The organism is Bradyrhizobium sp. CSA207, assembly GCF_029051685.1.
GTDB lineage: Bacteria > Pseudomonadota > Alphaproteobacteria > Rhizobiales > Xanthobacteraceae > Bradyrhizobium.
Map to the genome: position 1 here is coordinate 171,203 of NZ_JAACFT010000012.1, position 24,086 is coordinate 195,288.

Annotated in this window: 16 protein-coding genes; 9 read left to right on the forward strand and 7 right to left on the reverse strand. The window is 63.2% G+C overall.

Features of this window, described 5'->3' with window-relative positions:
• Positions 1 to 18 precede the first annotated feature (18 nt).
• Positions 19 to 1,659 carry an FAD-dependent oxidoreductase gene (locus tag GWG65_RS15850; RefSeq protein WP_275196496.1) on the reverse strand — a complete coding sequence of 547 codons (1,641 nt, stop codon included), beginning with the start codon at positions 1,657 to 1,659 and terminating at the stop codon, positions 19 to 21.
• A gap of 110 nt (positions 1,660 to 1,769) precedes the next feature.
• Between GWG65_RS15850 and GWG65_RS15855 the strand changes: the two genes are divergently transcribed.
• On the forward strand, positions 1,770 to 2,345 hold the full coding sequence (locus GWG65_RS15855; protein ID WP_275196497.1) for a MarR family transcriptional regulator: 576 nt from the start codon (positions 1,770 to 1,772) through the stop codon (positions 2,343 to 2,345).
• A gap of 142 nt (positions 2,346 to 2,487) precedes the next feature.
• Here the strand turns inward: GWG65_RS15855 and GWG65_RS15860 are convergent, their stop codons facing one another.
• Positions 2,488 to 3,294: an N-acyl homoserine lactonase family protein gene (locus GWG65_RS15860; protein ID WP_275196498.1), complete on the reverse strand. Its 807-nt coding sequence runs from the start codon at positions 3,292 to 3,294 to the stop codon at positions 2,488 to 2,490.
• Between the two features lie 416 nt (positions 3,295 to 3,710).
• Between GWG65_RS15860 and GWG65_RS15865 the strand changes: the two genes are divergently transcribed.
• From GWG65_RS15865 to GWG65_RS15890, 6 genes are all read left to right on the forward strand, one after another.
• On the forward strand, positions 3,711 to 5,069 hold the full coding sequence (locus GWG65_RS15865; protein ID WP_275196499.1) for a caspase family protein: 1,359 nt from the start codon (positions 3,711 to 3,713) through the stop codon (positions 5,067 to 5,069).
• 145 nt (positions 5,070 to 5,214) lie between these two features.
• Positions 5,215 to 5,886 (forward strand): OmpA family protein, encoded by a 672-nt coding sequence (locus GWG65_RS15870; protein WP_275196500.1) that lies wholly within the window; start codon positions 5,215 to 5,217, stop codon positions 5,884 to 5,886.
• A gap of 159 nt (positions 5,887 to 6,045) precedes the next feature.
• Entirely contained in the window at positions 6,046 to 6,975 is a 930-nt protein-coding gene (locus GWG65_RS15875) for an efflux RND transporter periplasmic adaptor subunit (protein ID WP_275196501.1), read from the forward strand.
• On the forward strand, positions 6,975 to 10,133 hold the full coding sequence (locus GWG65_RS15880) for an efflux RND transporter permease subunit (RefSeq protein ID WP_275196502.1): 3,159 nt from the start codon (positions 6,975 to 6,977) through the stop codon (positions 10,131 to 10,133). Before GWG65_RS15875 ends, GWG65_RS15880 begins: the two co-directional genes overlap by 1 nt.
• Positions 10,134 to 10,198: 65 nt before the next feature.
• Positions 10,199 to 10,438, forward strand: coding sequence for a DUF433 domain-containing protein (locus GWG65_RS15885; protein ID WP_247987103.1), 240 nt, complete (start codon positions 10,199 to 10,201; stop codon positions 10,436 to 10,438).
• Entirely contained in the window at positions 10,435 to 10,800 is a 366-nt protein-coding gene (locus GWG65_RS15890; protein WP_275196503.1) for a DUF5615 family PIN-like protein, read from the forward strand. The genes GWG65_RS15885 and GWG65_RS15890 overlap by 4 nt, the downstream gene beginning before the upstream one ends.
• A gap of 3 nt (positions 10,801 to 10,803) precedes the next feature.
• On the opposite strand, the gene GWG65_RS15895 is transcribed toward GWG65_RS15890, so the two are convergent.
• On the reverse strand, positions 10,804 to 11,478 hold the full coding sequence (locus GWG65_RS15895) for a Crp/Fnr family transcriptional regulator (RefSeq protein ID WP_247387200.1): 675 nt from the start codon (positions 11,476 to 11,478) through the stop codon (positions 10,804 to 10,806).
• A gap of 237 nt (positions 11,479 to 11,715) precedes the next feature.
• Between GWG65_RS15895 and GWG65_RS15900 the strand changes: the two genes are divergently transcribed.
• Together GWG65_RS15900 and GWG65_RS15905 are read left to right on the forward strand one after the other, a co-directional pair.
• Positions 11,716 to 13,779 (forward strand): AsmA family protein, encoded by a 2,064-nt coding sequence (locus GWG65_RS15900; RefSeq protein ID WP_275196504.1) that lies wholly within the window; start codon positions 11,716 to 11,718, stop codon positions 13,777 to 13,779.
• A gap of 165 nt (positions 13,780 to 13,944) precedes the next feature.
• Complete coding sequence (locus GWG65_RS15905; RefSeq protein WP_275196505.1) at positions 13,945 to 16,392, forward strand: adenylate/guanylate cyclase domain-containing protein; 2,448 nt, start codon at positions 13,945 to 13,947, stop codon at positions 16,390 to 16,392.
• A gap of 183 nt (positions 16,393 to 16,575) precedes the next feature.
• On the opposite strand, the gene GWG65_RS15910 is transcribed toward GWG65_RS15905, so the two are convergent.
• From GWG65_RS15910 to GWG65_RS15925, 4 genes are all read right to left on the reverse strand, one after another.
• Positions 16,576 to 16,755: an AbrB/MazE/SpoVT family DNA-binding domain-containing protein gene (locus tag GWG65_RS15910; protein ID WP_275196506.1), complete on the reverse strand. Its 180-nt coding sequence runs from the start codon at positions 16,753 to 16,755 to the stop codon at positions 16,576 to 16,578.
• Positions 16,756 to 16,765: 10 nt separating this feature from the next.
• Complete coding sequence (locus GWG65_RS15915) at positions 16,766 to 20,890, reverse strand: hypothetical protein (protein WP_275196507.1); 4,125 nt, start codon at positions 20,888 to 20,890, stop codon at positions 16,766 to 16,768.
• Between the two features lie 394 nt (positions 20,891 to 21,284).
• Positions 21,285 to 22,553, reverse strand: coding sequence for a Spy/CpxP family protein refolding chaperone (locus GWG65_RS15920; protein WP_275196508.1), 1,269 nt, complete (start codon positions 22,551 to 22,553; stop codon positions 21,285 to 21,287).
• Between the two features lie 400 nt (positions 22,554 to 22,953).
• Positions 22,954 to 23,955 (reverse strand): LysM peptidoglycan-binding domain-containing protein, encoded by a 1,002-nt coding sequence (locus tag GWG65_RS15925; RefSeq protein ID WP_275196509.1) that lies wholly within the window; start codon positions 23,953 to 23,955, stop codon positions 22,954 to 22,956.
• Positions 23,956 to 24,086 lie beyond the last annotated feature (131 nt).

Below are 24,086 nucleotides of genomic sequence, written 5' to 3' on the forward strand. Positions count from 1 at the left end.
AACCTCAATTCAAGCACTTTAGTTCAAGCCTTGGGCCCGCGACAGCGCGGCCGCGACGCGAGCGCGTGTCGGGTGGCGGAAGCGTGCCGCGACGTAGCCATCCGGCCTGAGCAGATAGGTGGAGCCGGGCTCGGCGTCGTAACGCTTTGCGACAAGACTTGCCGGATCGGCCAGACCGCCCGCGCCGATGCGGATGTCCTTGACACCATCAAGGGGCTCGATCGCTGCTCCATTGCTGAACGACAGCAAGGTGAACTCCGTTCCCCCCTCGCGGAACGCGTCCGTCAGATAGGCCTGCCCGCCCGCGCCGGCCGCAACGGGCGCATCGAGCATGGAACAACCGGGCTGCGGTCCGCCGCGCCATGCGTCGACGTCGGGCGATGACAGCGGCGTATCGTAGCTGCATGGCACCGAGAGCCGCCCGCCATTGACCATGCGCTTGCCGAACTCTGTCTCCTTCGCCAGCGACAGCACCGCCTTGCGCAGCCGCGCTTCCTGCGACGTATTCGGCGCCATGAAATCGGTCGATCGGGTGGACTCGCGAATGTTCTCGTCAGCCGCCATGCTGCGTTCGACATGGTAGCTTTCGAGCAGACGGGCAGGCGATGCCCCGCGCAACACTCGGTCAAGCTTCCAAGCGAGATTTTCCGCGTCTTCGAGCCCTGAGTTGGCACCGCGCGCGCCGAACGGCGAGACCTGATGCGCGGAATCGCCAGCGAAGAGCACACGGCCATGGATGAAGCGGTCCATCCGCCGGCACTGGAATTTGTAGAGCGAGATCCACTCGAACTCGAACTTGTCATGCCCCAGCATGCGTGCGATGCGTGGCCGCACGTTCTCTGGCTTCTTCTCGACGACGGGATCGGCATAACGATTGAGCTGAAGGTCGATCCGCCAGATATCGTCGGGCTGTCGGTGCAACAGCGCAGACCGGCCAGCGTGAAACGGCGGATCGAACCAGAACCAGCGCTCGGTCGGAAATTCCGCAGTCATCTTCACGTCGGCGATCAGGAACTGGTCCTCGAACACCTGTCCGGCAAAGTCGGCGCCGACCATCTGGCGCAGCGAGGACCGCGCACCGTCGCAGGCAACGACATAGTGTGCATGCACGCGGTAGGCACCTTCAGGCGTCTCGATCGTCAGCGCAACGGAATCGTTGCGTTGCTCCAGCGCCGTCACCTTGTTACGCCAGCGCAGGTCGATTTCCGGTAAATCATTGATGCGATCGACCAGATAGGCCTCTGCGTAATATTGCTGGAGGTTGATGAAGGCCGGCCGCTTGTGGCCGTCCTCCGGCAGCAAGTTGAACTGGTAGAGCTGGGACTCGCCGTGAAAGATCCGGCCGACGCTCCAGACCACGCCCTTGTCGACCATGCGATCGCCGACGCCGAGCCGGTCCCAATATTCCAGCGACCGCTTCGAGAAGCAGATCGCGCGCGAGCCTTCGCCGATGCGGTCGGCATCGTCCAGAAGCAGGACGCGCTGGCCGCGCTGGGCGAGATCGATCGCCAGCGACAGCCCGACCGGGCCTGCACCGACAACCACGACCGCGTGCTCGGCCGGGTTCTGGACGGAGCGATCCTGATCGGGGTGACGGCGATAACCGAACTGGGTCTTGGCCAGTTGGGTGTTGGCCTGTTGGCTCTTGGCCTGCGCCATGCGCTAAACCTCGGCTCTGGTCAGAAGAGGACTGCTCTGCTATATAGTCTCACGTGCAACTATTTTGGACCGGAGCTAGCCGGCCGTCAACCGGAATTCGGAGCGCATTCTTGGCGAGGACATCAGACACTGCGCTGAAGGCACGAGAAGCGGACGAGGCATCGCCGAAAGCCAAGGCGGGATTCAAGGCGGGGTTCAAGGCGGGGTTCAAGGCGCGGCTCGACCTGTTCAGGTTCGTGCCGTTCCGCCTGAACCGGCTCGCGGCGGAAGTGAGTTCCGCGCTCGCGGTCGAATATCAGGAGCGTCACGGCCTCGACATTCCAGCCTGGCGCGTGATTGCCACGCTGGGCTTCCGCAACGACGCCTGTAGCGCGCAATACATCGCGCAATGCACCCGCACGCACAAATCGACCATCAGCCGGGCGGTGACGACGCTGCTGCATCAGGACCTGATCGAACGCGTCGAGAACGAAGCCGACCGCCGTGAATTCCGCCTGCAACTGACGAAGAAAGGCCGCGCGCTCTACGAGGAGCTGTTTCCGCAACTGTTGCGGCGGGAGGACGAGATCCTCGCCTGCCTCTCCGTGCAGGAGCGCAAGCAATTGTCGGCCCTGCTGGGCAAGATCGAAGAGAGCCTCGACCTGATCCAGACCAGCGAAGAGGCCGACGCCAAGCAGGCGTATTAGTCGTCCCCGCACAACGCGAGCCCCTCATCCTGAGGAGCGCGCTCTTGCGCGCGTCTCGAAGGATGAAGGCCGAGGTGTAGCAGCGGGGCCTTGATGGTTCGAGACGGCGCTTCGCGCCTCCTCACCATGAGGTGCTATACGGTCACTTCGCAAACGATCTCGACGGCGGCAGATGCAGCGCCCAGGCGTCGACCTTGTCGCTGGCGCGCGGATAGATCTCCGTCACGATCGGATCGTGGCCGGGAATGAACCGGTCGGGATGGCCGGCGAGGCGCTCGATCGTCTCCCAGCCGACCGCCATGTCGCCGACATTGTAGACGATCGGAAACGGGCTCCGGCGCTGGAGATTGGCGTAGTAGTGTGCGGCATCGGAGGCGAGCACCACCGGCCCGTGCGCGGTCTCGACCCTGACAACCTGCAGACCGTCCGAATGGCCGCCGACGCGGTGCACGGTGACGCCGGGCGCGACCTCGCCGTCGCCGGAATAGAACGTGACGCGCTCACCATAGACATGGCGCACCATCTGCGTGACGTGCTCGACCGAGAACGGATGTCGCAGCAGGCCGTTGCACATGCAGCGCCCCGTCGCGTAAGCCATCTCGCGCTCCTGGAGATGGAAGCGCGCATTCGCAAAGCGATCGAGATTGCCGGCGTGATCGTAATGCAGATGCGTCACGATAATGTCGCGAATGCCTGACGCCGCGACGCCAAAGCGCTCGAGCGCGTCGACCGGATTGAGCGTCAGCTTGCGCGCCCGCGCGGCAGCCTCCTCGGCATTGAAGCCGGTATCGACCAGGATATCGCGCCCGCTGCCGCGGATCAGCCAAACGAAGTAGTCGAGATCCTGCGCCGCGCTGTCATGCGGATCCGGCGCCAGGAAGTTCATGTTCGGGGTGCGCGGCGACATCGTCGCATAGCGCAGTGCGTAGATTTCGTAGGCGTTTCCCATGGTTTTATTTTTGGCTCTGCTTTTTCTGATTGGACCTTCAAGGATCGATCCCAACAAGCCATTGACCGCCGCAAACGTCAAACACCGCTGGTTGCTTAAGGACGCCGGCCCGCAATGTGAGACCAATCACATTTTTTGTCGCCATCACGGCCCTAAGATGACTGCCCTGACTGCCCTGACATGACTGCCCTGACATGGCCGCCGCAATGCCCAACCAGAATGCGTCGAGTGCAACCGTGACCGGTCGTTTATTCCCCTCGCAACGCGCCCCTGCGTCGCGGTTAATTGTCGCGATAACGCCGAATCTGCAAGCGGTTGACGCCCCCCTTCCCCGGTTTGATAATGCTCATTGCGTAAGTTAAGGTCGCCGCGGCGCAAGCTGGGAACGGCGCCTTTTTGGCTGGACCGCGCTGATTATGAAAATTCGCTTCCTTTTTCTTCTGCCATTGCTCGTTTCGCTCGTCCCGACCGCGCCATCCTGGGCGGCCGGCGATCGCTATGCGCTGGTCATCGGCAATGCCAAATATCCGGACGCGGACGCCCCGCTCAAGGAACCGCTCAACGACGCGCGCGACATCGCCGACGAGCTCAAGCGCGACGGCTTTTCGGTCGAAATCGGCGAGAACCTGACCAGCGACGGCATGCGCCGTGCCTTCGAGAAGCTCTACGGCAAGATCAAGCCGGGCTCGGTGGCGCTGGTGTTCTTCAGCGGCTTTGGCATCCAGTCGGCGCGCCAGAGCTACATGCTTCCGGTCGATGCGCAGATCTGGACCGAATCGGACGTGCGCCGCGACGGTTTTAGCCTCGAGATGGTCCTTGGCGAGCTCAATACCCGCGGCGCCGGCGTCAAGATCGCGCTGATCGACGCCTCCAGGCGCAATCCGTTCGAGCGCCGGTTCCGCAGCTTCTCGGCCGGCCTGACGCCGGTCATCGCGCCGAACGGCACGCTCGTGATGTATTCCGCGGCGCTGGCCTCCGTGGTCTCCGATGCCGGCGGCGAACACAGCCTGTTCGTCCAGGAATTATTGAAGGAAATCCGCGTCCCCGATCTGATGGCGGAAGAAACGCTGAATCGCACCAAAATGGGCGTCACCCGCGCCTCCCGCGGCGAGCAGGTGCCGTGGATTTCTTCCTCGCTGGCCGAGGATTTTTCGTTCATTCCGGGGACCAGTGGATCGCGCCCGTCAGCAACGACACCGCCGCCGCCGCCACCAGTAAAACCGGTCGATCCCGTCACAGCACCGAGCATCGACAGCGGTCCGAGCCAGGCCGCGCTGGCCGACGATCCCACCATCAAGGGCCTGACGGCCAAGATCGCCGCCAATCCGGACGACGTGAACGCGCTGTACCGACGGGGTCAGGTCTATGCCAGCAAAGGGGCCTATGGCCTCGCCATCAAGGATTTCGATGACACGTTGCGGATCAATGCGAAGGACGTCGAGGCGCTGAACAACCGCTGCTGGACCCGCACCGTGGTTGGCGATCTCCAGGGCGCACTGAAAGACTGCAACGAGGCGCTGCGGCTGCGGCCCAATTTCGTCGATGCGCTGGACAGCCGGGGTCTGGTGAACCTGAAGTCCGGGGCGGTCAAGAACGCCATCGCCGATTTCGACGCCGCCCTGAAGGTCAACCCGCGCCTGACCTCCTCGCTCTATGGCCGGGGGATCGCCAAGCAACGCAATGGCTCGGCCCAGGAAGGGGCGCTCGACGTCGCCAATGCCAAGGCGATGGACCCGAACATCGTCCAGGAATTCGCAAGCTACGGAGTACGTTGATATTTTTTTGAGTTGGGGCCGGTGCGTCTCGAACCCTCGGTAGCCCGGCGAAGACTAATTGGACGGATGCCGCAAGCGGCCTTTAGGGGGCCTTATTGCAGAATTTTTGGAACCGCGCGGCTGGCCTGCGCAGGAGGGACTGGCAATGAGATTGGCTGTCAAAGGACTTACCGCGATCCTGTCCATCATCACCGTCGGCGCCGCACTGTCGCTGCCCGTGTCACCTGCTCGCGCGGCCGACGACGGCAACAGCAAGAACGTCACCGAGGACGAGATCGTCCGCGCGCTCGCGCCGCCGGCGAAGAAGCCCTTGACCCGCGGCCTCTCGATTGGCCCACAGACCGATGCCGCGCCGAGCGCGACCGAGACCAAGCTGATCCAGTCCGTGCGCGGTCGTTCAACGCGCTCGCTCTCGTCGGCCGAGCGCGAGGAGATCGCGTCGGCGGCCAAGGATAAGCCGAACATCGACCTTGAGATCACCTTCGACTACAACTCAGCCAATATCAGCCCCAGATCGCTTGCCTCGGTTCAGGCGCTCGGCCGCGCGCTGACCAGCCCGGACCTGAAGGGCTCGACCTTCGTCGTCGCGGGCCACACTGACGCCGCCGGCGGCGAGGCCTACAATCAAGACCTGTCGGAGCGTCGCGCGGATTCGATCAAGCGCTACCTTGTCGACAAGTACAGCATCTCCGCGACCGACCTCGTCACCGTCGGCTATGGCAAGAGCAAGCTGAAGGACCCGAGCCAGCCGATGGCGGAGGTGAACCGCCGCGTCCAGGTCGTCAACATGGAAAACAAGACCACCGCATCGAAGTGAGCACGGCGTAATCTTTTCGAAGTGACAAGTCGTGATGTGGTGTAACAACTCGCTTCCGAAGCGCGTCCCGCAGCCTTGCGGGACGCCGCTTCGTTTCAGGGAAATGCTCTCGCAAGGCCATGCGCGGACGGCCGCGAGCCAGGCCAGGATGATCCGGCGATGAAGATCACCGAATATCTCAAGCCTGCCGGAACCGTCGTGTTCATCGTCGTGCTCGGCTTCGGCTATTATTTGTTCGAGCATCGGCATCGCCCCGAGGCGAAGGAAACGCCGGGCGAGGCGCTCGTCATCGTGACGAAGTCGACCAATGCCTGCTTCTCGGACCTCGTGCGGGTGACTGGCTTCTTCGTGCCGCGGCGCGAGGCCGTGGTCGTCGCCGAGCAGGAAGGATCCAGGGTTACGGACGTCTTCGTCACCGAAGGTGCGACCGTGACCGAAAATCAGGAGCTCGCGCGCCTGACCGCGCCGCCGCAGATTCCGGGCCAGCCCCAACGGCCCGGCCCGCAAGGCCCGATCTCGCTGAAGGCGCCCGCTCCGGGCCTCGTCACCGAAGTCCGCACCATCGTCGGCGCGCCGGCTTCGCCACAGGCTGGTCCGATGTTCCGCATCGCCGTCAACAACGAGATCGAACTCGACGCCCAGGTTCCGGCCGTGCACATGCCCAAGCTGAGCGCCGGCGCCACCGTTCGCATCAGCCGCGACGACGCGCCCGACCTGATCGGGCGGGTCCGGCTGGTTGCTCCCGAAATCGACCGCACCACGCAGCTCGGCCGCGTCCGCATCAGCGTCACCAACAACCCCTCCCTGAAGATCGGCACGTTCGCCCGCGCTTCCATCGACGCCAAACGAAGCTGCGGCGTCGCGGTGCCCAAGACCGCGATCGACCATCTCACCGTACAGGTGGTCAAAGGCAACACGATCGAGACGCGCAAGGTGCGGGTCGGACTGACGTCCGACAGCGCAACGGAAATCCTCGAAGGGGTCGCGGTCGGCGAAATCGTCGTGGCCGACGCCGGCTCTTCGCTGCATGACGGCGACCAGATCAAAACCATGTTCGCCGATGAACTCGATCGCACGCGGGTACGCTGATGGCTCTCAATATCTCGGCTTGGTCGATCCGCAATCCGCTGCCGTCGGTCGTCTTTTCGATCATCCTGCTGATCCTCGGCTGGGTCTCCTTCACCAAGCTCGCGGTGACGCGGCTGCCCTCGGCCGACATTCCCGTGATCTCGGTGGCGGTGTCGCAGTTCGGCGCCGCCCCCGCCGAACTCGAATCACAGGTCACCAAGACGGTTGAAGACGCGGTCTCCGGCGTCGAGGGCGTGCGGCACATCGCATCGTCGATCACCGACGGGCTGTCGGTCACGACCATTCAGTTTGCTCTGGAGACCAACACCGACCGCGCGCTCAACGACGTCAAGGACGCGGTGACGCGCGTACGCTCGAACCTGCCGCAAAACGTCACCGAACCGCTGATCCAGCGCGTCGACGTCATCGGCCTGCCGATCGTCACCTATGCCGCGATATCGCCCGGCAAGACGCCGGAGCAGCTCTCCTATTTCGTCGACGATGTGGTCAAGCGCGCACTCCAGGGCGTGCGCGGCGTCGCACAGGTCGAGCGCATCGGCGGTGTCGAGCGCGAGATCCTGGTTTCGCTCGATCCCGATCGCATGCAGGCAATGGGGCTCACCGCCGTCAATGTCAGCCAGAGCCTGCGCGGCACCAATGTCGACGTCGCCGGTGGACGCGCCGAGATCGGCAAGAACGACCAGGCGATTCGCACGCTGGCGGGCGCCAAGACGCTCGGCGACCTGACCGGCACCATGATCCCGCTGTTCGGCGGCGGCGAGGTCCGGCTCGACGATCTCGGCACCGTCACCGATACCATCGCCGACCGCCGCACCTTCGCCCGCTTCAACGGCGAGCCGGTGGTCGCGCTCGGCATCAAGCGTTCCAAGGGGGCCAGCGACGTCGTGGTCGCGGCCGCGGTGCAGAAGCGCATCGACGCGCTCAAGGCGTCCTATCCCGACGTCGACCTCAAGCTGATCGACACCTCCGTCGAATACACCAAGGGCAATTATACGGCAGCGATCTCGACCTTGTTCGAAGGCGCCATCCTCGCCGTCGTGATCGTGCTGTTGTTCCTGCGCGATGTGCGCGCCACCATCATCGCCGCGATCTCGTTGCCGCTGTCGATCTTCCCGGCGTTCTGGGCGATGGATATCCTCGGCTTCTCGCTCAACCTCGTCAGCTTCCTCGCCATCACGCTGTCGACGGGCATTCTGGTCGACGACGCCATCGTCGAGATCGAGAACATCGTGCGGCACATGAACATGGGCAAGTCGCCCTATCGTGCCGCGCTCGAAGCCGCCGACGAGATCGGGCTCGCTGTGATCGCAATCTCGCTCACGATCATCGCGATCTTCGCGCCCGCCAGCTTCATGTCGGGCATCGCCGGACAGTTCTTCAAGCAGTTCGGCATCACCGTCTCGGTGCAGGTGTTCTTCTCGCTGCTCGCGGCGCGCTTCGTGACGCCGATGCTGGCGGCCTATTTCCTCAAGCACTCAAATCACCAGGAGCCGCCGCCGGGCCTGGTGCTGCGCAACTACCACAAGATCGTGAAATGGTCGGTGAAGCATTATTTCATCACCGTGCTGATCGGCTTCGGCGTGTTCGCCGCCTCGATCTGGAGCATCACGCTGCTGCCGCAGGGCTTCCTGCCCGCGCAGGACAGCGCGCGCTCGCTGCTCGCGATCGAGTTGCCCCCCGGCACCCAGCTCTCCTATACCGAGAAGGTGACCGAGGACATCGTCGCGCGCCTGCGCAAGCGCTCCGAGGTGAAGAGCATCTTCGTCGACGGCGGCCGGGTCCCGCCGGGGACGCAGGAAGTGCGACGTGCGGCCCTGATCATCAACTACACACCCAAGGACGATCGCGACATCACCCAGCGCGAGCTCGAGTTCTCGATCAGCCAGGAACTGGAGAACATTCCCGACATCCGTTTCTGGTTTCTCGACGAGAACGGCCTGCGCGCGATCTCCCTGGTCGTGACTGGCGTCGACGCCAACATCGTCAACAACGTCGCGAGCGAGCTTGCGACGCAGATGAAGCGGATTCCGACCATCTCCAATGTGATCTCGGAAACCGCGCTGGAACGCCCCGAACTGCGCATCGAGCCGCGGGCCGATCTCGCCGCGCGGCTGGGCGTCTCGACCGAAAGCCTGTCGCAGACCATCCGTGTCGCGACCATCGGCGATGTCGGTCCCGCGCTTGCCAAGTTCGACGTCGGCGACCGCCTGGTGCCGATCCGCGTGCAGCTCGAGGATGCCGCCCGCGGCAATCTCAGAACGCTCGAGCAGTTGCGCGTGCCGCTCGGCGAACACGGCGAGAAGGGCGGCGTGCCACTCTCGGTCATCGCCGACGTCAAGCTCGACCAGGGCCCGACCAGCATCAATCGCTACGATCGCGAGCGGCAGGCCACCGTCGCCGCCGACCTCGTCGGCTCCGCGGCGCTCGGCGACGCAACCAAGAAAATCTCCGACCTGCCGGTGATGAAGACCTTGCCCAAGGGCGTGAAGGTCAGCCCCTCAGGCGATGCCGAAAGCCTCAACGAACTCTCGGACGGCTTTGCCACCGCGATCACTGCGGGCCTGATGATGGTCTATGCGGTGCTGGTACTCTTGTTTGGCACCTTCCTGCAGCCGATCACCATCCTGTTCTCGCTGCCGCTGTCGATCGGCGGCGCCATCGCAGCCCTGCTCATCACCGGCAAGCAGCTCACCACGCCGGTCTGGATCGGCATCCTGATGCTGATGGGCATCGTCACCAAGAACGCGATCATGCTGGTGGAGTTCGCGATCGAAGCGATCCACGCCGGCAAGCCGCGTGAAGAAGCGATGATCGACGCCGGCATGAAACGCGCCCGCCCGATCGTGATGACCACGATCGCGATGGCCGCAGGCATGATGCCGAGCGCGCTCGCAGTCGGCGCCGGCGGCGAGTTCCGCTCGCCAATGGCGCTCGCGGTGATCGGCGGCCTGATCTTCTCGACCATACTGTCACTGGTGTTCGTGCCGGCGATGTTCATGGTGATGGACGATCTCGGCGCCCTGATCTGGCGCTTCGGCAAGCGACTGATCGTGCACAGCGAGGACGCCGAGGCCGACGATCACCACGCGGCTCCGCCAGCCGGCGCAAAGCCCGCGGCAGCGGCGCCGAAGAGCATCGCGCACCCTGCGGCGGAGTAGAAATTGGGCGATCAGGCCCTGAGCCCCATCTGGCGAATATCGGCTTCCCGCGCTATCTTAAGAGCATGACATTCACACGCATCACGATTGACCCCGCTGTCTGCACCGGCAAGCCCTGTGTCCGTGGGCTGCGGTTTCCGGTCGCCCGGCTGCTCGGCCTTTTGGCGGCTGGCGAAACTCGGGAATCTGTCTTGAAGGACTACCCGTACCTCGAAAGCGAAGACATTGATGAAGCCTTGCGCTACGCGGCATTCCTCGCAGAGGATGAAGCTGTTGAGCTCAGGCCAACCGTACCGGCAAAGTGAAATTCCTTGTCGACATGCCACTCTCGCCAACATTGTCGGGTTGGCTGACGGAACTGGGGCACGACGCCGTCCATGCATCCGAGATCGGCCTTCACGCTGCCAGCGATGTAGAAATCATCGAGCGAGCCAGGCACGAGGCTCGTACCGTCGTCACCGCAGACCTTGATTACCCTCGCCTGATTGCGACCGCGGCCAGCGATAGCCCCAGCCTCATTCTTTTTCGGAGTGGCGACTGGGCAGAAGCCAATGTCCGATCCCGACTAGCCGAGGTGCTGTCCGCCCTGACAGAGAACGAGATACAGGGCAGTATCATTACCATCGACCGAGATCGTGTCCGGCGACGCAGACTTCCGATCGCTTGATCCCTACTCGTTCCGCGCGATCGCCGTCAGCTTGGTCATATTCCTCAGTAGGATGCGGCCGCGCTGGAGATCGAGGATCGCTTCCTTGCGCCAGGCCTGGAGCTGGCGGTTGACGCTTTCGCGGGCAGCGCCGACGAAAACGCCGAGCTGTTCCTGCGAGATGTGCACCTCAGAGCCGAAATCGGCGGCGAGGGCGCAGAGCCGCCGGGCCAGCCGCACCGGCAGCGGTTGCAGCATGGATTCTTCCATACGCTCGCTCTGCCAGCGGATGCGCTGGCAGAGCAGCGCGATGATCTTGATCGCGACCTTCGGCTCACGCTCGAGGAAGGCGAGAAAGTCTTCGCGCCGCAGCACGAACAGCTCGCTGGCTTCGCCGGCGGTCGCGTCGGCCGTGCGGCTCTGGCTGTCCAGCACCGCAACCTCGCCGAACAGGTCGCCCGGGCCCATGAAGTTCAGGGTCAGCCGGCTGCCGTCGGCGGCGCCGGTCTCGATCCGGACCTGGCCGCGGCGCACGCCGAACAGCGCATCACCCGGATCGCCCTTCTGGAACAGCACCTCGCCGTTCGCCAGGTGCTGGGTGTGGCAGAGATTGGCCAACCGCTGGAGTTCGTCCGCGCCGAGATCCGCGAACATCGCGTTCATTTTCAGGATGACCGCAAATTCGGCCTGCTTGCTCATTTCAATGTCCTTGTGAATTTCCTTAAGCCAGTTTCCCTGGCAAATCGCTTGGAACCATCAACGTCAGAATCGCGTAAAACCGCGCCGGAGAAGTGTGTCACAAGTCACATAACTTTGCAGCACCCCCGGATTATTTTTAGCCGCTTGGAGCGGCTTCCCGGCCCGGGCTAAACTCACGCGCGAGGGACGGGTGACCGGCCGGCTTCGGCACCGCCTGTCCATCGTTGGAAAGTCGACATGAGAGCAGTCAAATTCGCCGGCGCGGCGATAGCCGCCGTCATCATCGCGATCGCGCTTCTCCTCGTGGTCGGGATTCCCTCGGGTTTCCTGACCTCGACGATCGCAGCGCAAGTCGAGAAGGCAACCGGTTATCGGCTGACGATCGACGGCACCACGAAGATCAGCCTGTGGCCGACGCTGAACGTGACGCTGAACGACCTGACGCTTCAGGATCCGAAGGACCGCAGCGGCATCACACGCCTGACCATCGACAGCGTGCAGGCCGAGATGTCGCTCTCCAGCGTGTGGTCGGGCCGCCCGAAGATCACCGACCTCGTCGTCACCCATCCCGTGCTCTACCAGCCGCTGCTGCGCGAACGGCTGCCGAATGCCGATTCGTCGCCAAAGCTGCTCGCGATTGACATGGCCGGCGCGAGCATCGACCGCGTCAAAATCGTCGACGGCGAAATCGCCTTCGCGCGCGTACGCGATCGCGCCGAGGGCCGCGTTAGCGCCATCAACGCCGACGCCGTCACGGGCCCTGATCGCAAGGTCGACATCACCGGCACCGCACGTGCGGGCGACCACGCCGTCAAGTTCGACATCAAGGCGACGACGCCGGCGCCGCCGATCGATCGGCCGACGATCCCGGTCGATTTCGCCATCGACATGCCCGACGTGCTGAAATCTCAGCTCTCCGGACGTGCCGAGATCCGGCTCAATGGATCCATCGTGATGTTCAATGCCGTCAATGGCACGCTTGGCGATGGCGCGTTCAACGGCTGGGCCTCGGTCGACATCGCGAGCAAGCCCCTGGTCAAGGTCGATCTCGACTTCCAGCGGCTCGCGTTTCCATTGTCGAAATCGCCCGACGGCGCGTCCGGGCAGCCCTGGAGCAATGCGCCGATCGACCTCTCGGGGCTCAATTACGTCGACGCGCAAGTCAGGATCTCGGCGAACGAAGCCGTCATCGGCGAGGCGCGCTTCGCGCCGCTCGCGCTCGATGCAAAGCTCGCGGGCGGCGTGCTGAAGGCCGGCACCGCCAATCTCGGCGCCTATGGCGGCCAGGTCTCGGGCGAGGTGATCCTGGATGCGACCAGCGGCGCACCGAGCTTTGCCATGCATTCCGACCTCGCTGGCGTTCGCGCGCTGCCGCTGCTTCAGGGTCTTGCCGAGTTCGACCGCATCGACGGCAAGCTGCAAGCCAAGCTCGCACTACGCAGTGCCGGCACCAGCCAGCGCGCGCTGATGGCCAACATGCAAGGCACGGCCTTCGTCAATTTCCAGGATGGCGCCATCCGCGGCATCAATGTCGCGCAGATGATCCGCTCGCTGACATCGGGCACGCTGTCCGGCTGGCAGGAAAACCAGAATCCCAGCCAGGAGCAGAGTACGGATTTGTCGCAGCTCTCCGCCTCCTTTCGCATCGACAAGGGCCAGGCGGTGACGACCGATCTCAATCTGATCGGCCCGCTGGTGCGCGTGACCGGCGCCGGCACCATCGCCCTCGACACCAAGATGATGGGCTTCCGCGTCGAGCCGAAGCTGGTGATGACGACCGAAGGCCAGGGCCGCAACTCCGAACCGGTCGGCTTCGGCATTCCCGTGATGATCCAGGGCTCCTGGTCGCAGCCGCGGATCTATCCGGATATGGCCGGCATGCTCGACAATCCGGACGCCGCCTATGCCAAGCTGCGCGACATGGGCAAGGGCCTGTTCGGCGCGGATGGCGCCGGGCTCGCCAATATCTTGGGCGGGCTCGGCGGCGCTTCGCCGGGTGGCGGCAATGCGGCTGGCAATGCCAATCCGCAAACGCAGCAGCCCGGGCAGAACAATCCGCTCGGAGGCCCGCTGGGCGAGGCGATCGGCAATCTGATCCAGCAGGGACTCTCCGGCGGCGCTGCAACTGGCGCGGGCACCGGCACTGGTACCGCCACCGGCCGGAGCCGCAGCCTGCCCGCTACGCCGTCCACGCCGGCACCGCAGGCCTCGCCGGCGCCTCCCGCCCAGGCGGATCCGCCGGTTGCGCAGCAGGACAGCCAGCCGATGAACGACGTGCTGCGACAGCTCTTCAATCGGTGATCTCCCGCTGCGACAATTCACCACCCTGCCGGGCCGACTTCGCCGCCCGCAGCGGGTAACCACGCCCGGCGCTCGACCGGTCCCTCGGCCCAAATTGTGGTAGAAGGGCGCTCGGGCTCGTACGGCCCGTAGCGCTGGCGTCGGTCGTGGCGCGAGAGGATCCGGATGGCAGGAGCGACAGACAAGACCAGGTTCTTCCGCGAGGGCCTGTTCGCCAAATATGTCGTCTCCCTGGTCGGCCTCGTCGTGTTCGTGCTCGCCGTCAACGGCGCGATGGAGACCTGGATCTCCTACCGCGCTACCAAGACGTCGCTGACCGACGGGCTGGAGGACAAGGCGCAGGCCGCCGCCCGTCGCATCGAGCAATCGGTCTCCGAACTCGAGCGCCAGATCAGCTGGGTGACCCGGGCAAGCCAGGACACCCTCGAGAAGCGCCGCGCCGACTATGCCCAGCTGCTGCACCAGGTCGCGGTCGTCTCCCAATTGTTCCAGCTCAATGGCGACGGCCGCGAGGTGCTGCGGGTCTCGCGCCAATCGACCTCGACCGGCGGCAACGCCGACCTCTCCCGCGACATGCGCTTTACCGACACGGTCGCGCGCGGCGTCAGCTACGCGCCGGCCTATTTCGTCGATCGGACGCCGTTCATGTCGATCTCGGTGGCGCATTCGGGCTTCAACGCCGGCGTCACCGTGGCCGAGATCGATCTCAGCTTTCTCTCCGAGTCGCTGTCCGATGCCCAGGTCGGCAAGGCCGCCTTCGCCTATGTCGTGGATCCGCGCGGCCGCGTGCTGGCGACGTCGTCGAAGGGGCCCGATGTCGGCAAAGACCTGTCCAAGCTGCCGCAGGTCGCCGCCGCGATCGCGCCGGGCGGCGAACCCGACACCTCCGGCACCGACTTCAACGGCCATTCGGTGCTGGCCGCCGCGAGCACGGTGCCGAAGCTCGGCTGGAGCGTGCTGTTCGAGCAGCCGACCACCCAGGCGCTGACGCCGATCCGCGACCAGCTGGTGCGGATCGCGCTTCTGATCGGCATGGGCCTGATGGTCGCGATCCTCGCCGGCACGCTGCTCGCCCGCCGCATGATCATCCCGATCACCGCGCTGCGCGACGGCGCGCACAAGCTCGGCGAAGGCGACTTCAGCCATCGCATCGAGGTGCACACGTCCGACGAGCTGGAAGACCTGGCCGGACAGTTCAACCGCATGGCCGGTCAGATCCAGGAGACCTATTCGGACTTGGAGACCAAGGTCGAGGAACGCACCCGCGACCTCGCGCAGTCGATCAACGAGCTCAAGGTGCTGGAAGAGGTCGGCCGCGCGGTGGCCTCCTCGCTCGATCTCAACGCCGTGCTGCCGACCATCGCGGCGCGCGCGATCGAGATCACCCATGCCGATGCGGTGCTGATCTACGGCTACGATGCCGAGACGCGCCGGTTCAACCTGGTCGAGGCCAATGGCATCGACAAATCGGCCGAGGGCGCCCATGTCACCATCGACGAGGCCCAGAACATCCTGAGCGATGCCGCAGGCTCCGGCGAGCCGATCGCGCTTGCCGATCTCGACCACGCCGCCGAACAGCCGCTGCGGGACGTTGCGATCGAAGCTGGCTTCCACTCGGTGCTGGTGGTGCCGTTGCTGGACCAGCAGGGCACGCTCGGCTCGCTGGTGGTGCTGCGCCGCGCCAGCGGCGAGTTCGCCAGCAGCCTCACCGGATTGATGCGCACCTTCGCGCACCAGGCCGTGCTGGCGATGCGCAATGCGCGGCTGTTCAGCGAGGTCGACGACAAGGGCCGCGAGCTCGCCGCCGCGCACCAGACCGTGCAGCAGCAGGCGGCCAAGCTTCAGGAGCAGACCGAGCAGCTCCGCAACTGGAATCGCTCGCTGGAGGAACGCGTCGAGAAGCAGTTAGGGGAGATCGGCCGCATCAAGCGGCTCGAACGTTTCCTCGCCCCGCAGGTCGCCCAACTCATCGCCTCGTCCGACGGCCACGATGCGCTGCTCGACAGCCACCGCCGCGAGGTCACGGTCGTGTTCTGCGACCTGCGCGGCTTCACCTCCTTCACCGAGGCGACCGAGCCGGAAGAGGCGATGAACGTGCTGCGCGAATATCATGCGGCGCTCGGCGAGCTGATCCACCGCTATGAAGGCACGCTCGACCGCTTTGCCGGCGACGGCGTGATGATCCTGTTCAACGCGCCGATTCAATTCGCCGACCACACCAAGCGCGCGGTGAAGATGGCGGTCGAGATGCGCGACGAGATCGGCAAGCTGACCGAGAAGTGGAAGAACCGCGGCCACTCGCTCGGCTTCGGCGTCGGCGTCGCGATGGGCTACGCCACGCTCGGCCAGATCGGCTTCGAGCAGCGGCTCGAATATGCCGCGATCGGCAGCGTCACCAACCTCTCCTCGCGCCTGTGCGATGAAGCCAAGGCCGGTCAGGTCGTGGTCTCCCGCCGCGTCTACGGCATGGTCGAGCCGTTCGTCGAAGCCCGCGCGCTCGACGATCTCGTGCTCAAGGGCTTCAACCACCCCGTGCTGGCGATGGAGATCCTGTCGTGGCGCGAGGAGGTGGAGAACGTGGTGGACGCGGCGGCGGCAAGGCGGAGGATGTAGGCGCAAACAAAAAGTCGAAAACAACCCCATGCACAGTAGACGGTACGTGTCGGATCAATGACTTACGTGCGCGTGCCAAAAGCCGGTTTGACCCGTCGGGCAAAACACTGGCAGAATGGCATGATCGGGCCGTCGTGCCGAACCTCCCGGATCATCGGGCTCCTGTGTTGCTTTGCCCTGGGGTCAGTCGACCCTGCGGTCGCGATCCCGCTCTGACAGGCTCTCTGCGCGCGCGAGCTCAATCACGCCGTTGCGGACCGCAACAACTTCCAGCTCGTCACCCTCCTTCAGGCCGAGCGCATCAACTAGCGCCTGAGGAAGCTCAACTGCGAGGTCCTCGTCCATTCTGAAAATCTTCGCCATCTTTTGAACCTCAGATGAGGAGCTCGATGTTCTCATCGGGCATGTCAGCACCCAAGGCATTCATCCAAGAGAGGCACAGATCGCGCGATGCATACTTTCCCCATTGTTCTTGCTCATCGCGCTCAACGACCGGGAAGGTTGAATAGATATACCGAATCTGTTCACGATCTACGATGCCGTAAAGATGAAAATACAGAGCATCCAGCTTGGCACGAAGAGACAGGCGCCGCCGCTCATCCCACAGGAAGGGTGACTTCACATCACCATCAGCGTCGAGATAATTCATATCGCGAGCGAAAGGAGCCATGTCGTTTGAGGTGTAGGTCAGCTCAAGGACGACCTCTCGAACAATTTCCTCGGCGGACTTAGAGCCGAACTTCCGCCGATAATCCCGCTTGGAAAGAAGAGGAAGTTGCTCAATAAGGTACCACGCGAGATGGTTTCCGTGAACTTTCTGACGCGAAAGATAATCTAGAACGACGCAATTGAGATTTGCGAGCACAAGCACCGCGAACTCTGAATACGGAGGCGAAGGACATTCACTGCCACCATCTGGTGCTGGAAATATCACTGGCAACGTATGTCCAGCAGCTACGCGAGGAATAAGTGTCGCAATCGTTGTTCGCGCGTTGGTAACAGACGTAACGTCCTTAATTGCTATGCACCATTCCGTTTGAGCATCCCAACGCAGGGACGCTGCTTGCACCCAGTAGCGACTCTTCGCGGTGCGCCCCGGATCCAGATGATCCTCAACTGTCAACTCACTGCCTTGACCTGTTCGAAAGAGATTCTGATCGGCCAGGACGATATCCGAAGCTCGATGATCATAAGCCTGGACCATTTTTCCTTCATATAGAGGAAGCCAATCGCCCAGCGCAGAACGCCAACGATCGCCTTCCAGGCGCCAAGCGCCCTCTTTTTCCTCAAGCTCCTTCTCGGTACGGAAAAGTTCAGAATCGTTCGCCATATCAAACATGCGCACGTATCGCACGGGCCACGACCTCGACTCGTCCCCATGCGATCGATCAACTAACACAGGGAACTTGCGGTAGACTGTCAAAGCCAGTTCTGCATCGCGTCGGCTTCGCAAAATGGGCGCGGTGCGGCTATTTGGATTGATCCGCGCTACATCCTCGGAGGAAACAGCGAACACCCGATCAGGATTGTTCAATTCCTCCAGGTCTCGAACAAAGAACCCAAAAGATATTTGGGCAAATCGACGGGACAAGCCGCCAGCCACGTAGGCACAGAACTTGAAGCGATAGTATACGTCGGGAAAAAATAGCGTACCGTCGGCTCTCTTGTTGAAGAAATCTATGACGCAAGCCAGCCGTTTATCGTCAGTCAGCTTGCGGAAGAAGTTCGCAGAACTCTGGTCCGACGCAATTCCCGACGGGACGAGAAGCCCAATCATTCCGCCAGGCTTTACCAACGCGTGTGCTCGCTCGATAAAAAGCGAGTTCAGATTCGTATCTCCCCCAGAAAGAAGGGGATAATCAGGACCACTTCTCGCAACACGACTCGCCGCTTCCGCGCGCTCAACAGCCAAATTGAAATCTGCCGCAAGAGAAGGATCACTTTTCTCCGACGACTTGATCAGCGTCTTTCGCTTAGCCGCTGTCTCGGCTCTAGCGATCTCGGGCTTTCGCGCCGCCCACCACTCTACCTCTTGTAGCTTCAGCCTATCCCAAGGCGGGTTTCCAATTATCGCATCAAATCCGCCGCCTCTTTCAGCGCTTTCCCAACTCGACCAGACGCCTGGAAAGGCGACCTGCCAATTTAGAAATCCTTCCTCACGAACCAAGCGTCGGGCCTTGGTCAAGATTTCAGCAAACTTCGAACCCTCAGTCCGATCATTTAAAGAGGGCTCCGCGCCGAGGGAGATCTGAACTGGATCACCAAACTGGCCATCGAAGTAAGCTGCTAGTGCGGCTCGATCCTCGCGACCACGAATGTTCAGCCAATCAAACGCATGAACCAAAGATAGGAAGGCGTTTAGTGGCGAAGTCATCTCGTAGACCTCGTCAAAAACGTCTTTGGATCGATGGGCCTCCGCAATTTCGGCGTCGGTTAATCCCTCGATGATTTGCATGGACGCAGCTGCGCGCATCGCTCGAGTTGTGGGCCCATGCAGCAGGAGCGGCGCACCGAGCGCCGAAGCACGATCCATGCCTGCCCTAACCCAGGAGCCGAATAGACTGTCCCCGCAGCGCAGGTGGTGGTCAAGAAATGACAGAGGGGCTCCGACAGTAAATGTGTGAAGCCAAAGCGAAACCTTCGACAGCTCCACTGCCATTGGGTTTTTGTCCACGCCGTACACGCAGCGTTTTAGAACCATCCGGCGAATAATGTGACGATCATCAAGCTGGTCAAAATCCAACGACCAATTGTTATCCGTTGCATTCTTGAAGATTGTGTTCCTGATGTCCTCGATCCGATTGCCCAACGGGGAGACGTACTCCGCCCATTCGCCCACCTTCTCAGATTCCGCAACCGCTGCGATTACTTGGTCGGTGAGATAGTCCACCAGAGCAACCAGGAAGTGCCCCGAACCCATGGCGGGATCACAAATGCGCAGCGCCAATATCTGAGTTGCCGGATCTAACGTCGCCAAGGTGGCACGCCGAACTGCGGCTGAATCCCGCCTCTTCGCTAGCTCTTCGCTCTTATCGCGAAACGCAGACATCTTTTCCGCGATAAGAGGCTCAATTGTTCGTTGGATGATGAGAACGACGAGATCATCGGGCGTGTAGTAGCTTCCGGAGCCTTTGCGAGCAAAGATGTTAGGTCTGATTTCGAGTGAGCCGGATTTACGACGAACCTCATGCTCAAGCAGTCGTTCATAAATGGAGCCGAGCTGTCGAACGGAAAGGTCCCGGTAATTGATGTACTTTCGTTCTCCGGAAGAGTGATCAAACGAAAGGGCATCAATCACATCGGCGATAACAGCATCGCCGAGGCGGAAGGTGGTAAGAAGTGGGGTTCGCTGTTGATCGAAAAGACCACCGTTGTAGGGGGGCAGCCCTATGGAGCCATCGCCTTTGTCAATTGCTCGGCAGAGATCATCGATGACCGCCCAGTATCGCGAAGCAGTCTCCGAGAAAGTATCGCCGGCGCCCTTTCGTCGTCCGACGTCGAGGCGGACTTTGTCACGTAAGCTGTAGTTATCGTAACGGGCATCACGCACCGGAAGCAGATCTCGATCTTCCGCGTATAGGATAAATAGCAGTCGGTACAAGAGGATCAGCGAGGCATCACGCACCTCGGATAGCGCGGCAGACGGCGCGGCCCCAGCTATCGCTCGGACTAACTTCGGAAATACGTCTTGGAATACCAAGGTCGAAAGATTAGCTGCGACATGCTCCTCGTAGAAGCGTCCAAGCTCTAATGCACGTTGATGGAACGTCGTCCCAACCCCTGGCGAAGGAAGAAAGGAGCCGCGAGAGAAAACAACAAGAAATACACGGAGCCAGTGGCGCTGCTCTTCCGCGCTCAAGGCAAAGAGGCCACCTTCGTATCCCACGATCTGCAACGCGTGGGCTAAGTCCAGCTCAAAGAACTCTTCGGAGATGGACCTAGCTCCTTGGAAGTACAATCGCCAGCGGGCCCCGTTGGTCAACATCCCCCAGCGAAGCTTCCCTCCAGTGATATCGTCTGCACGGCGAAGATACCGAAGCATTTGAGTAGAAGGTGCGGTGACCTCCTCCCCAGAGCTGCGTCCGCCAGTTCGTCGATCCAGCGGGCGTCCCCAACGTTTAGATTCAACTAATACGAGGCCGTGCTGGTAACGCTTCCAAGTTTCATCGAACTTGTTAGCTTGAACCTTTGCACCCGCGTTCGCAAATAATAGTCCGTCGGGAACGTCGTCCCGCCCCCTTACAGCTAGGTTCTGCTGACGCAGCCAATCAATCCAATCGAGTCGCTCCAGAACTGGCCAGATAAGTTCGTCCTCGGTCTGGCTCTCACTTGTTGCTCGGTTGAGGGGCAGCCGACGAAAGATGGCTACGAGGTCATCTTTCAGATTGTCGACGCTGGCGTCGTCGAGCGCCAGCCATTCGGGCGTCCGACGAATTCCGTCGAGAAGGAAATCTCGTGAGAACAGATTTCCTTGGATAATCATGGCTGTGTCGATCATTTTGACGTTTTGGGGCCAGTCCGAACCTGGAAGCAACAGTTGAATGTCTAGTGCCTCGGTTTTTCCAAGCTTAATCCTACGGGAAAAGCCCTGGCCCACGCTTGGGCGCGCTCCTACCGGCAGCGGCGGCGGCCGGTTGGCCTCGGAATTCCTGGCTGACAATTATGATTAGCTGATTCGCCGCGCGCTGGACGCAGCGGAACAAATCATTGATCGAGTGCCCGCAAGCCGCGCGGCGCCTCCGACTCAGTCAAGGGCAACGATGTGCCTGCATTTGCCGCCATGCGAGCCGGCGGCGCGTGCGTTTATTCAAATCGCAGCTTGTAAGAATCTCTTACAAGTTCAGCAGCAGGGCGCTCGATCGCAGGCATCTCAGCACGTCTTCGCGAGGTAATCACGCCCCCCGCTTCGGCCCGATCGCCTCAAACCCCGCCTTCTGCTCGTCGCTCAGATCCGCCTCGAAATCATCCAGCGCATCGGCGACGCCGTTCACGGCTTGCAGCATGGTTTCGAGCCGCGCTTTGGCCGCTTTGAGGCGGGCTTGCGGGGTTGCTTCGGGCTTCGTTGGGCAGGCGCTCAGCGTCTGCATGGTGCGCAGCGCGGTGTCCTGGAGCACCTCAAACCTGGCGCGGGCGACCTCGTCGAGACGGAGCGTGGCGGCGATGTCGGCCGCGGGCCATTGCTGCTGCACCAGTTGCTCGTACTGTCGCTGCATCTGCTCGTCATAGCGGGGATCGCTATCCGCCTTGCAGGCCGAATTCGCCTGGGGGTTCTTTTGCTGGATTGAGGCAAGCGCGGCGCGGCGGTCTTTTGCCAGCGCATCGAGCTTTGCTTTCTGGTCGTCACTAAGGAGATCGACGAATTTTGCGAGCGATGGCGCCACGGCGTCCGCTGCCTTGATCATGGCCTCGAGGCGATCGCGCATCAAAGCGAGGCGATCCGGTGCGTTCGCTGGCGCCTGCGCCGGGCAGGCGCCGCGGATGGTGTCGCCCGCCGCAGTCCAGGCCGACGCGAGCTCGTCGAGCGCGGTGCGCTGCGATTCGTTCGGCTGCACCGCGGCGGCGATGCGCTCGACCGGCAGGCCGCCGGTGTCGCTGGCATCGCAGACGTTCTCGACGGACGGGACCTTTCGCGCGCGCCGACCTTGCGGCGCGGTGTAGGCGGCGAGCTCTGCGGCCGCATAGGGCGCGAAGAGCGCGGCATAGATGTCGCCATAGCCATAGAGCGAGAGGCTGGTCGGATCGCCGAAGATGACCGCGTTGGTGAGATCGTCATGCGCGAACGGCCAGAACACCGGACCAGCCCAGCCGTAGCTGCCGTCAGGATGCCGCCACCAGCCTTGCGGGCGGCGGCCGCCGTGCCAGCCCGACAGCGCAGCTTCCGCCGTAAGCGCGGCACGCAGAACGTAGGGATTGGCGAGCTGGTCACGCTCGGCGCCGCGGGGGTCATTACGAGGATCTTGCGATCGCAGCGCAGCGGAGCGGGTGCGCCCGCCTCGCACCGCCATGCGGGCATGGCGCAGCCGCGACAGGCCGATCACATGGCCGACGGCAAAGCGCGCAACACCGAGCGGACCGCCGCGCAATCCGAACTGCGCCTCGGCCCGATTGGGCAGCAGCACTGCGAGAGCCACCAAGGCCGCGCTGGCCAGCGCAAGTCCCATGCGCGGTCTCGATGGGACCACTGACCTGACCACTAAGCCGACCACTTCTTGGCCCTCCTCCCACGCCAAGCGCGCATCACGCCGTATCACAATGACGCACAAGGGAACTGAAGGTTCCGCGGTCCCGGATGCGACGTGCTGCGTTTCACGGGGATTGTCCGCGGGCTTGCTCCGCCTCTCCCGCTTGCGGGAGAGGCCGACGCGCCCCGGGCGATGCGAAGCATCGTCCCGAGCGCGGCGGGTGAGGGCTCTCGCCACGGCGGGATATCGTCCCCAATCTCAACAATCCCGACGCGGAGACACCCCCACCCCGACCCTCCCCCGCAAGCGGGAGAGGGAGCGCACCTTCATCGCAACTGCGGCCGAACTCCGCCGGCCAGGTTCAGGAGAGACCGCCGGCTCACTGCGGCTTTTGCGGCAGCACGACGGTCTGGCCGGGATAAATCAGATTGGGATTGTGGATCTTGTCGCGGTTGGCCTTGAAGATCACCGCGTAGCGCGCGCCGTCGCCGTAGGCAAGGCGGCTGAGGGCCCAGAGGCTGTCGCCGCGGGAAATCACCCGGCTGCCACCCTGCTGCGTCGGCGCAGTGCCGAACACCTCGGCGGGCGAAGCCGATGCGACCGCTGCGCCAGCGGCCTCGGCTGGCGCCCTTGCCAAAGCCCTCGGCTTCGCTGGTCCCATCATCCTGGGCTGCGCCCTGTCCGACGCCGAGGCATGGCGCGGCGCGGCTGACGGCAACGATGCCACGATGTCCGCTTTGTCGTCCGGCTTGTCGACTTGCTTCGCCTCCTGCTTGACGGCTGGTGCCGGACGCGCGGGCGGCGGCGCGGCTTCGGCGATCGTCACCGACATGGTGCGGCCGGATTGCGTGACGGTGCCATCCGGCGCCCTGGCGCGCAGCGTCAGCTCATAGCTGCCAGCGGGAAGCTGCGGCGGCGTCATGACGAACTGGCCCGAAGCGTCGGCCACCACGGCATCGAGCGGCTTGCCGTCACGCAGCAGCTCGACCTTCGCACCCGGCGCGGCCTGGCCGGCGATCACCGCCGACTCGCCGTGGTCGTCGATGCGGGCGACGTCGAAACGGGGACCTGTGTCGGCTGCGGCCGGCGGCGGCTTGACCGGCGCGAGATCGGCGAGCGCGGCCGTGACCTGCTTCTGCGTCTCGGCCACGGCGCCCGCCTGCGGCGCGGCGGCCGGCGCTGCGGATGGCGCGGGCTGCGCGCCGGCGGCGAGCTTTGGCTCCCCTGCTCTCGGCTCGGGCTTGACCTCGGGCTTGGCGGCGATCTCGGCCGGCGCACCGCCCGGCAGAAACCGGCGCAGCTCTGTGGGGCCAATCACCAGCGCGGTGCCGACGACCGCAAGCACGCAGAATGCAATGAGGGCCTTGAATGCGGTTATCATCGAAAAACAAACCCTTGGTCGTAGATCAACCGCGCCAGCCTGCGCCGATTTGGCCACGGCAGCAAGCCGGCCGATGGGATGATCGCCGCTTCGCTTCCAGGCGCCGCGGATGAACCGGCGCGCCGCCCTGG

Coding starts and splice junctions, on each gene's coding strand:
- GWG65_RS15920 (WP_275196508.1), bottom strand. CDS start 22,553: ATGGGACTTGCGCTGGCCAGCGCGGCCTTGGTGGCTCTCGCAGTGCTG.
- GWG65_RS15850 (WP_275196496.1), bottom strand. CDS start 1,659: ATGGCGCAGGCCAAGAGCCAACAGGCCAACACCCAACTGGCCAAGACC.
- GWG65_RS15925 (WP_275196509.1), bottom strand. CDS start 23,955: ATGATAACCGCATTCAAGGCCCTCATTGCATTCTGCGTGCTTGCGGTC.
- GWG65_RS15875 (WP_275196501.1), top strand. CDS start 6,046: ATGAAGATCACCGAATATCTCAAGCCTGCCGGAACCGTCGTGTTCATC.
- GWG65_RS15880 (WP_275196502.1), top strand. CDS start 6,975: ATGGCTCTCAATATCTCGGCTTGGTCGATCCGCAATCCGCTGCCGTCG.
- GWG65_RS15905 (WP_275196505.1), top strand. CDS start 13,945: ATGGCAGGAGCGACAGACAAGACCAGGTTCTTCCGCGAGGGCCTGTTC.
- GWG65_RS15900 (WP_275196504.1), top strand. CDS start 11,716: ATGAGAGCAGTCAAATTCGCCGGCGCGGCGATAGCCGCCGTCATCATC.
- GWG65_RS15860 (WP_275196498.1), bottom strand. CDS start 3,294: ATGGGAAACGCCTACGAAATCTACGCACTGCGCTATGCGACGATGTCG.
- GWG65_RS15885 (WP_247987103.1), top strand. CDS start 10,199: ATGACATTCACACGCATCACGATTGACCCCGCTGTCTGCACCGGCAAG.
- GWG65_RS15910 (WP_275196506.1), bottom strand. CDS start 16,755: ATGGCGAAGATTTTCAGAATGGACGAGGACCTCGCAGTTGAGCTTCCT.
- GWG65_RS15865 (WP_275196499.1), top strand. CDS start 3,711: ATGAAAATTCGCTTCCTTTTTCTTCTGCCATTGCTCGTTTCGCTCGTC.
- GWG65_RS15895 (WP_247387200.1), bottom strand. CDS start 11,478: ATGAGCAAGCAGGCCGAATTTGCGGTCATCCTGAAAATGAACGCGATG.
- GWG65_RS15870 (WP_275196500.1), top strand. CDS start 5,215: ATGAGATTGGCTGTCAAAGGACTTACCGCGATCCTGTCCATCATCACC.
- GWG65_RS15915 (WP_275196507.1), bottom strand. CDS start 20,890: ATGATCGACACAGCCATGATTATCCAAGGAAATCTGTTCTCACGAGAT.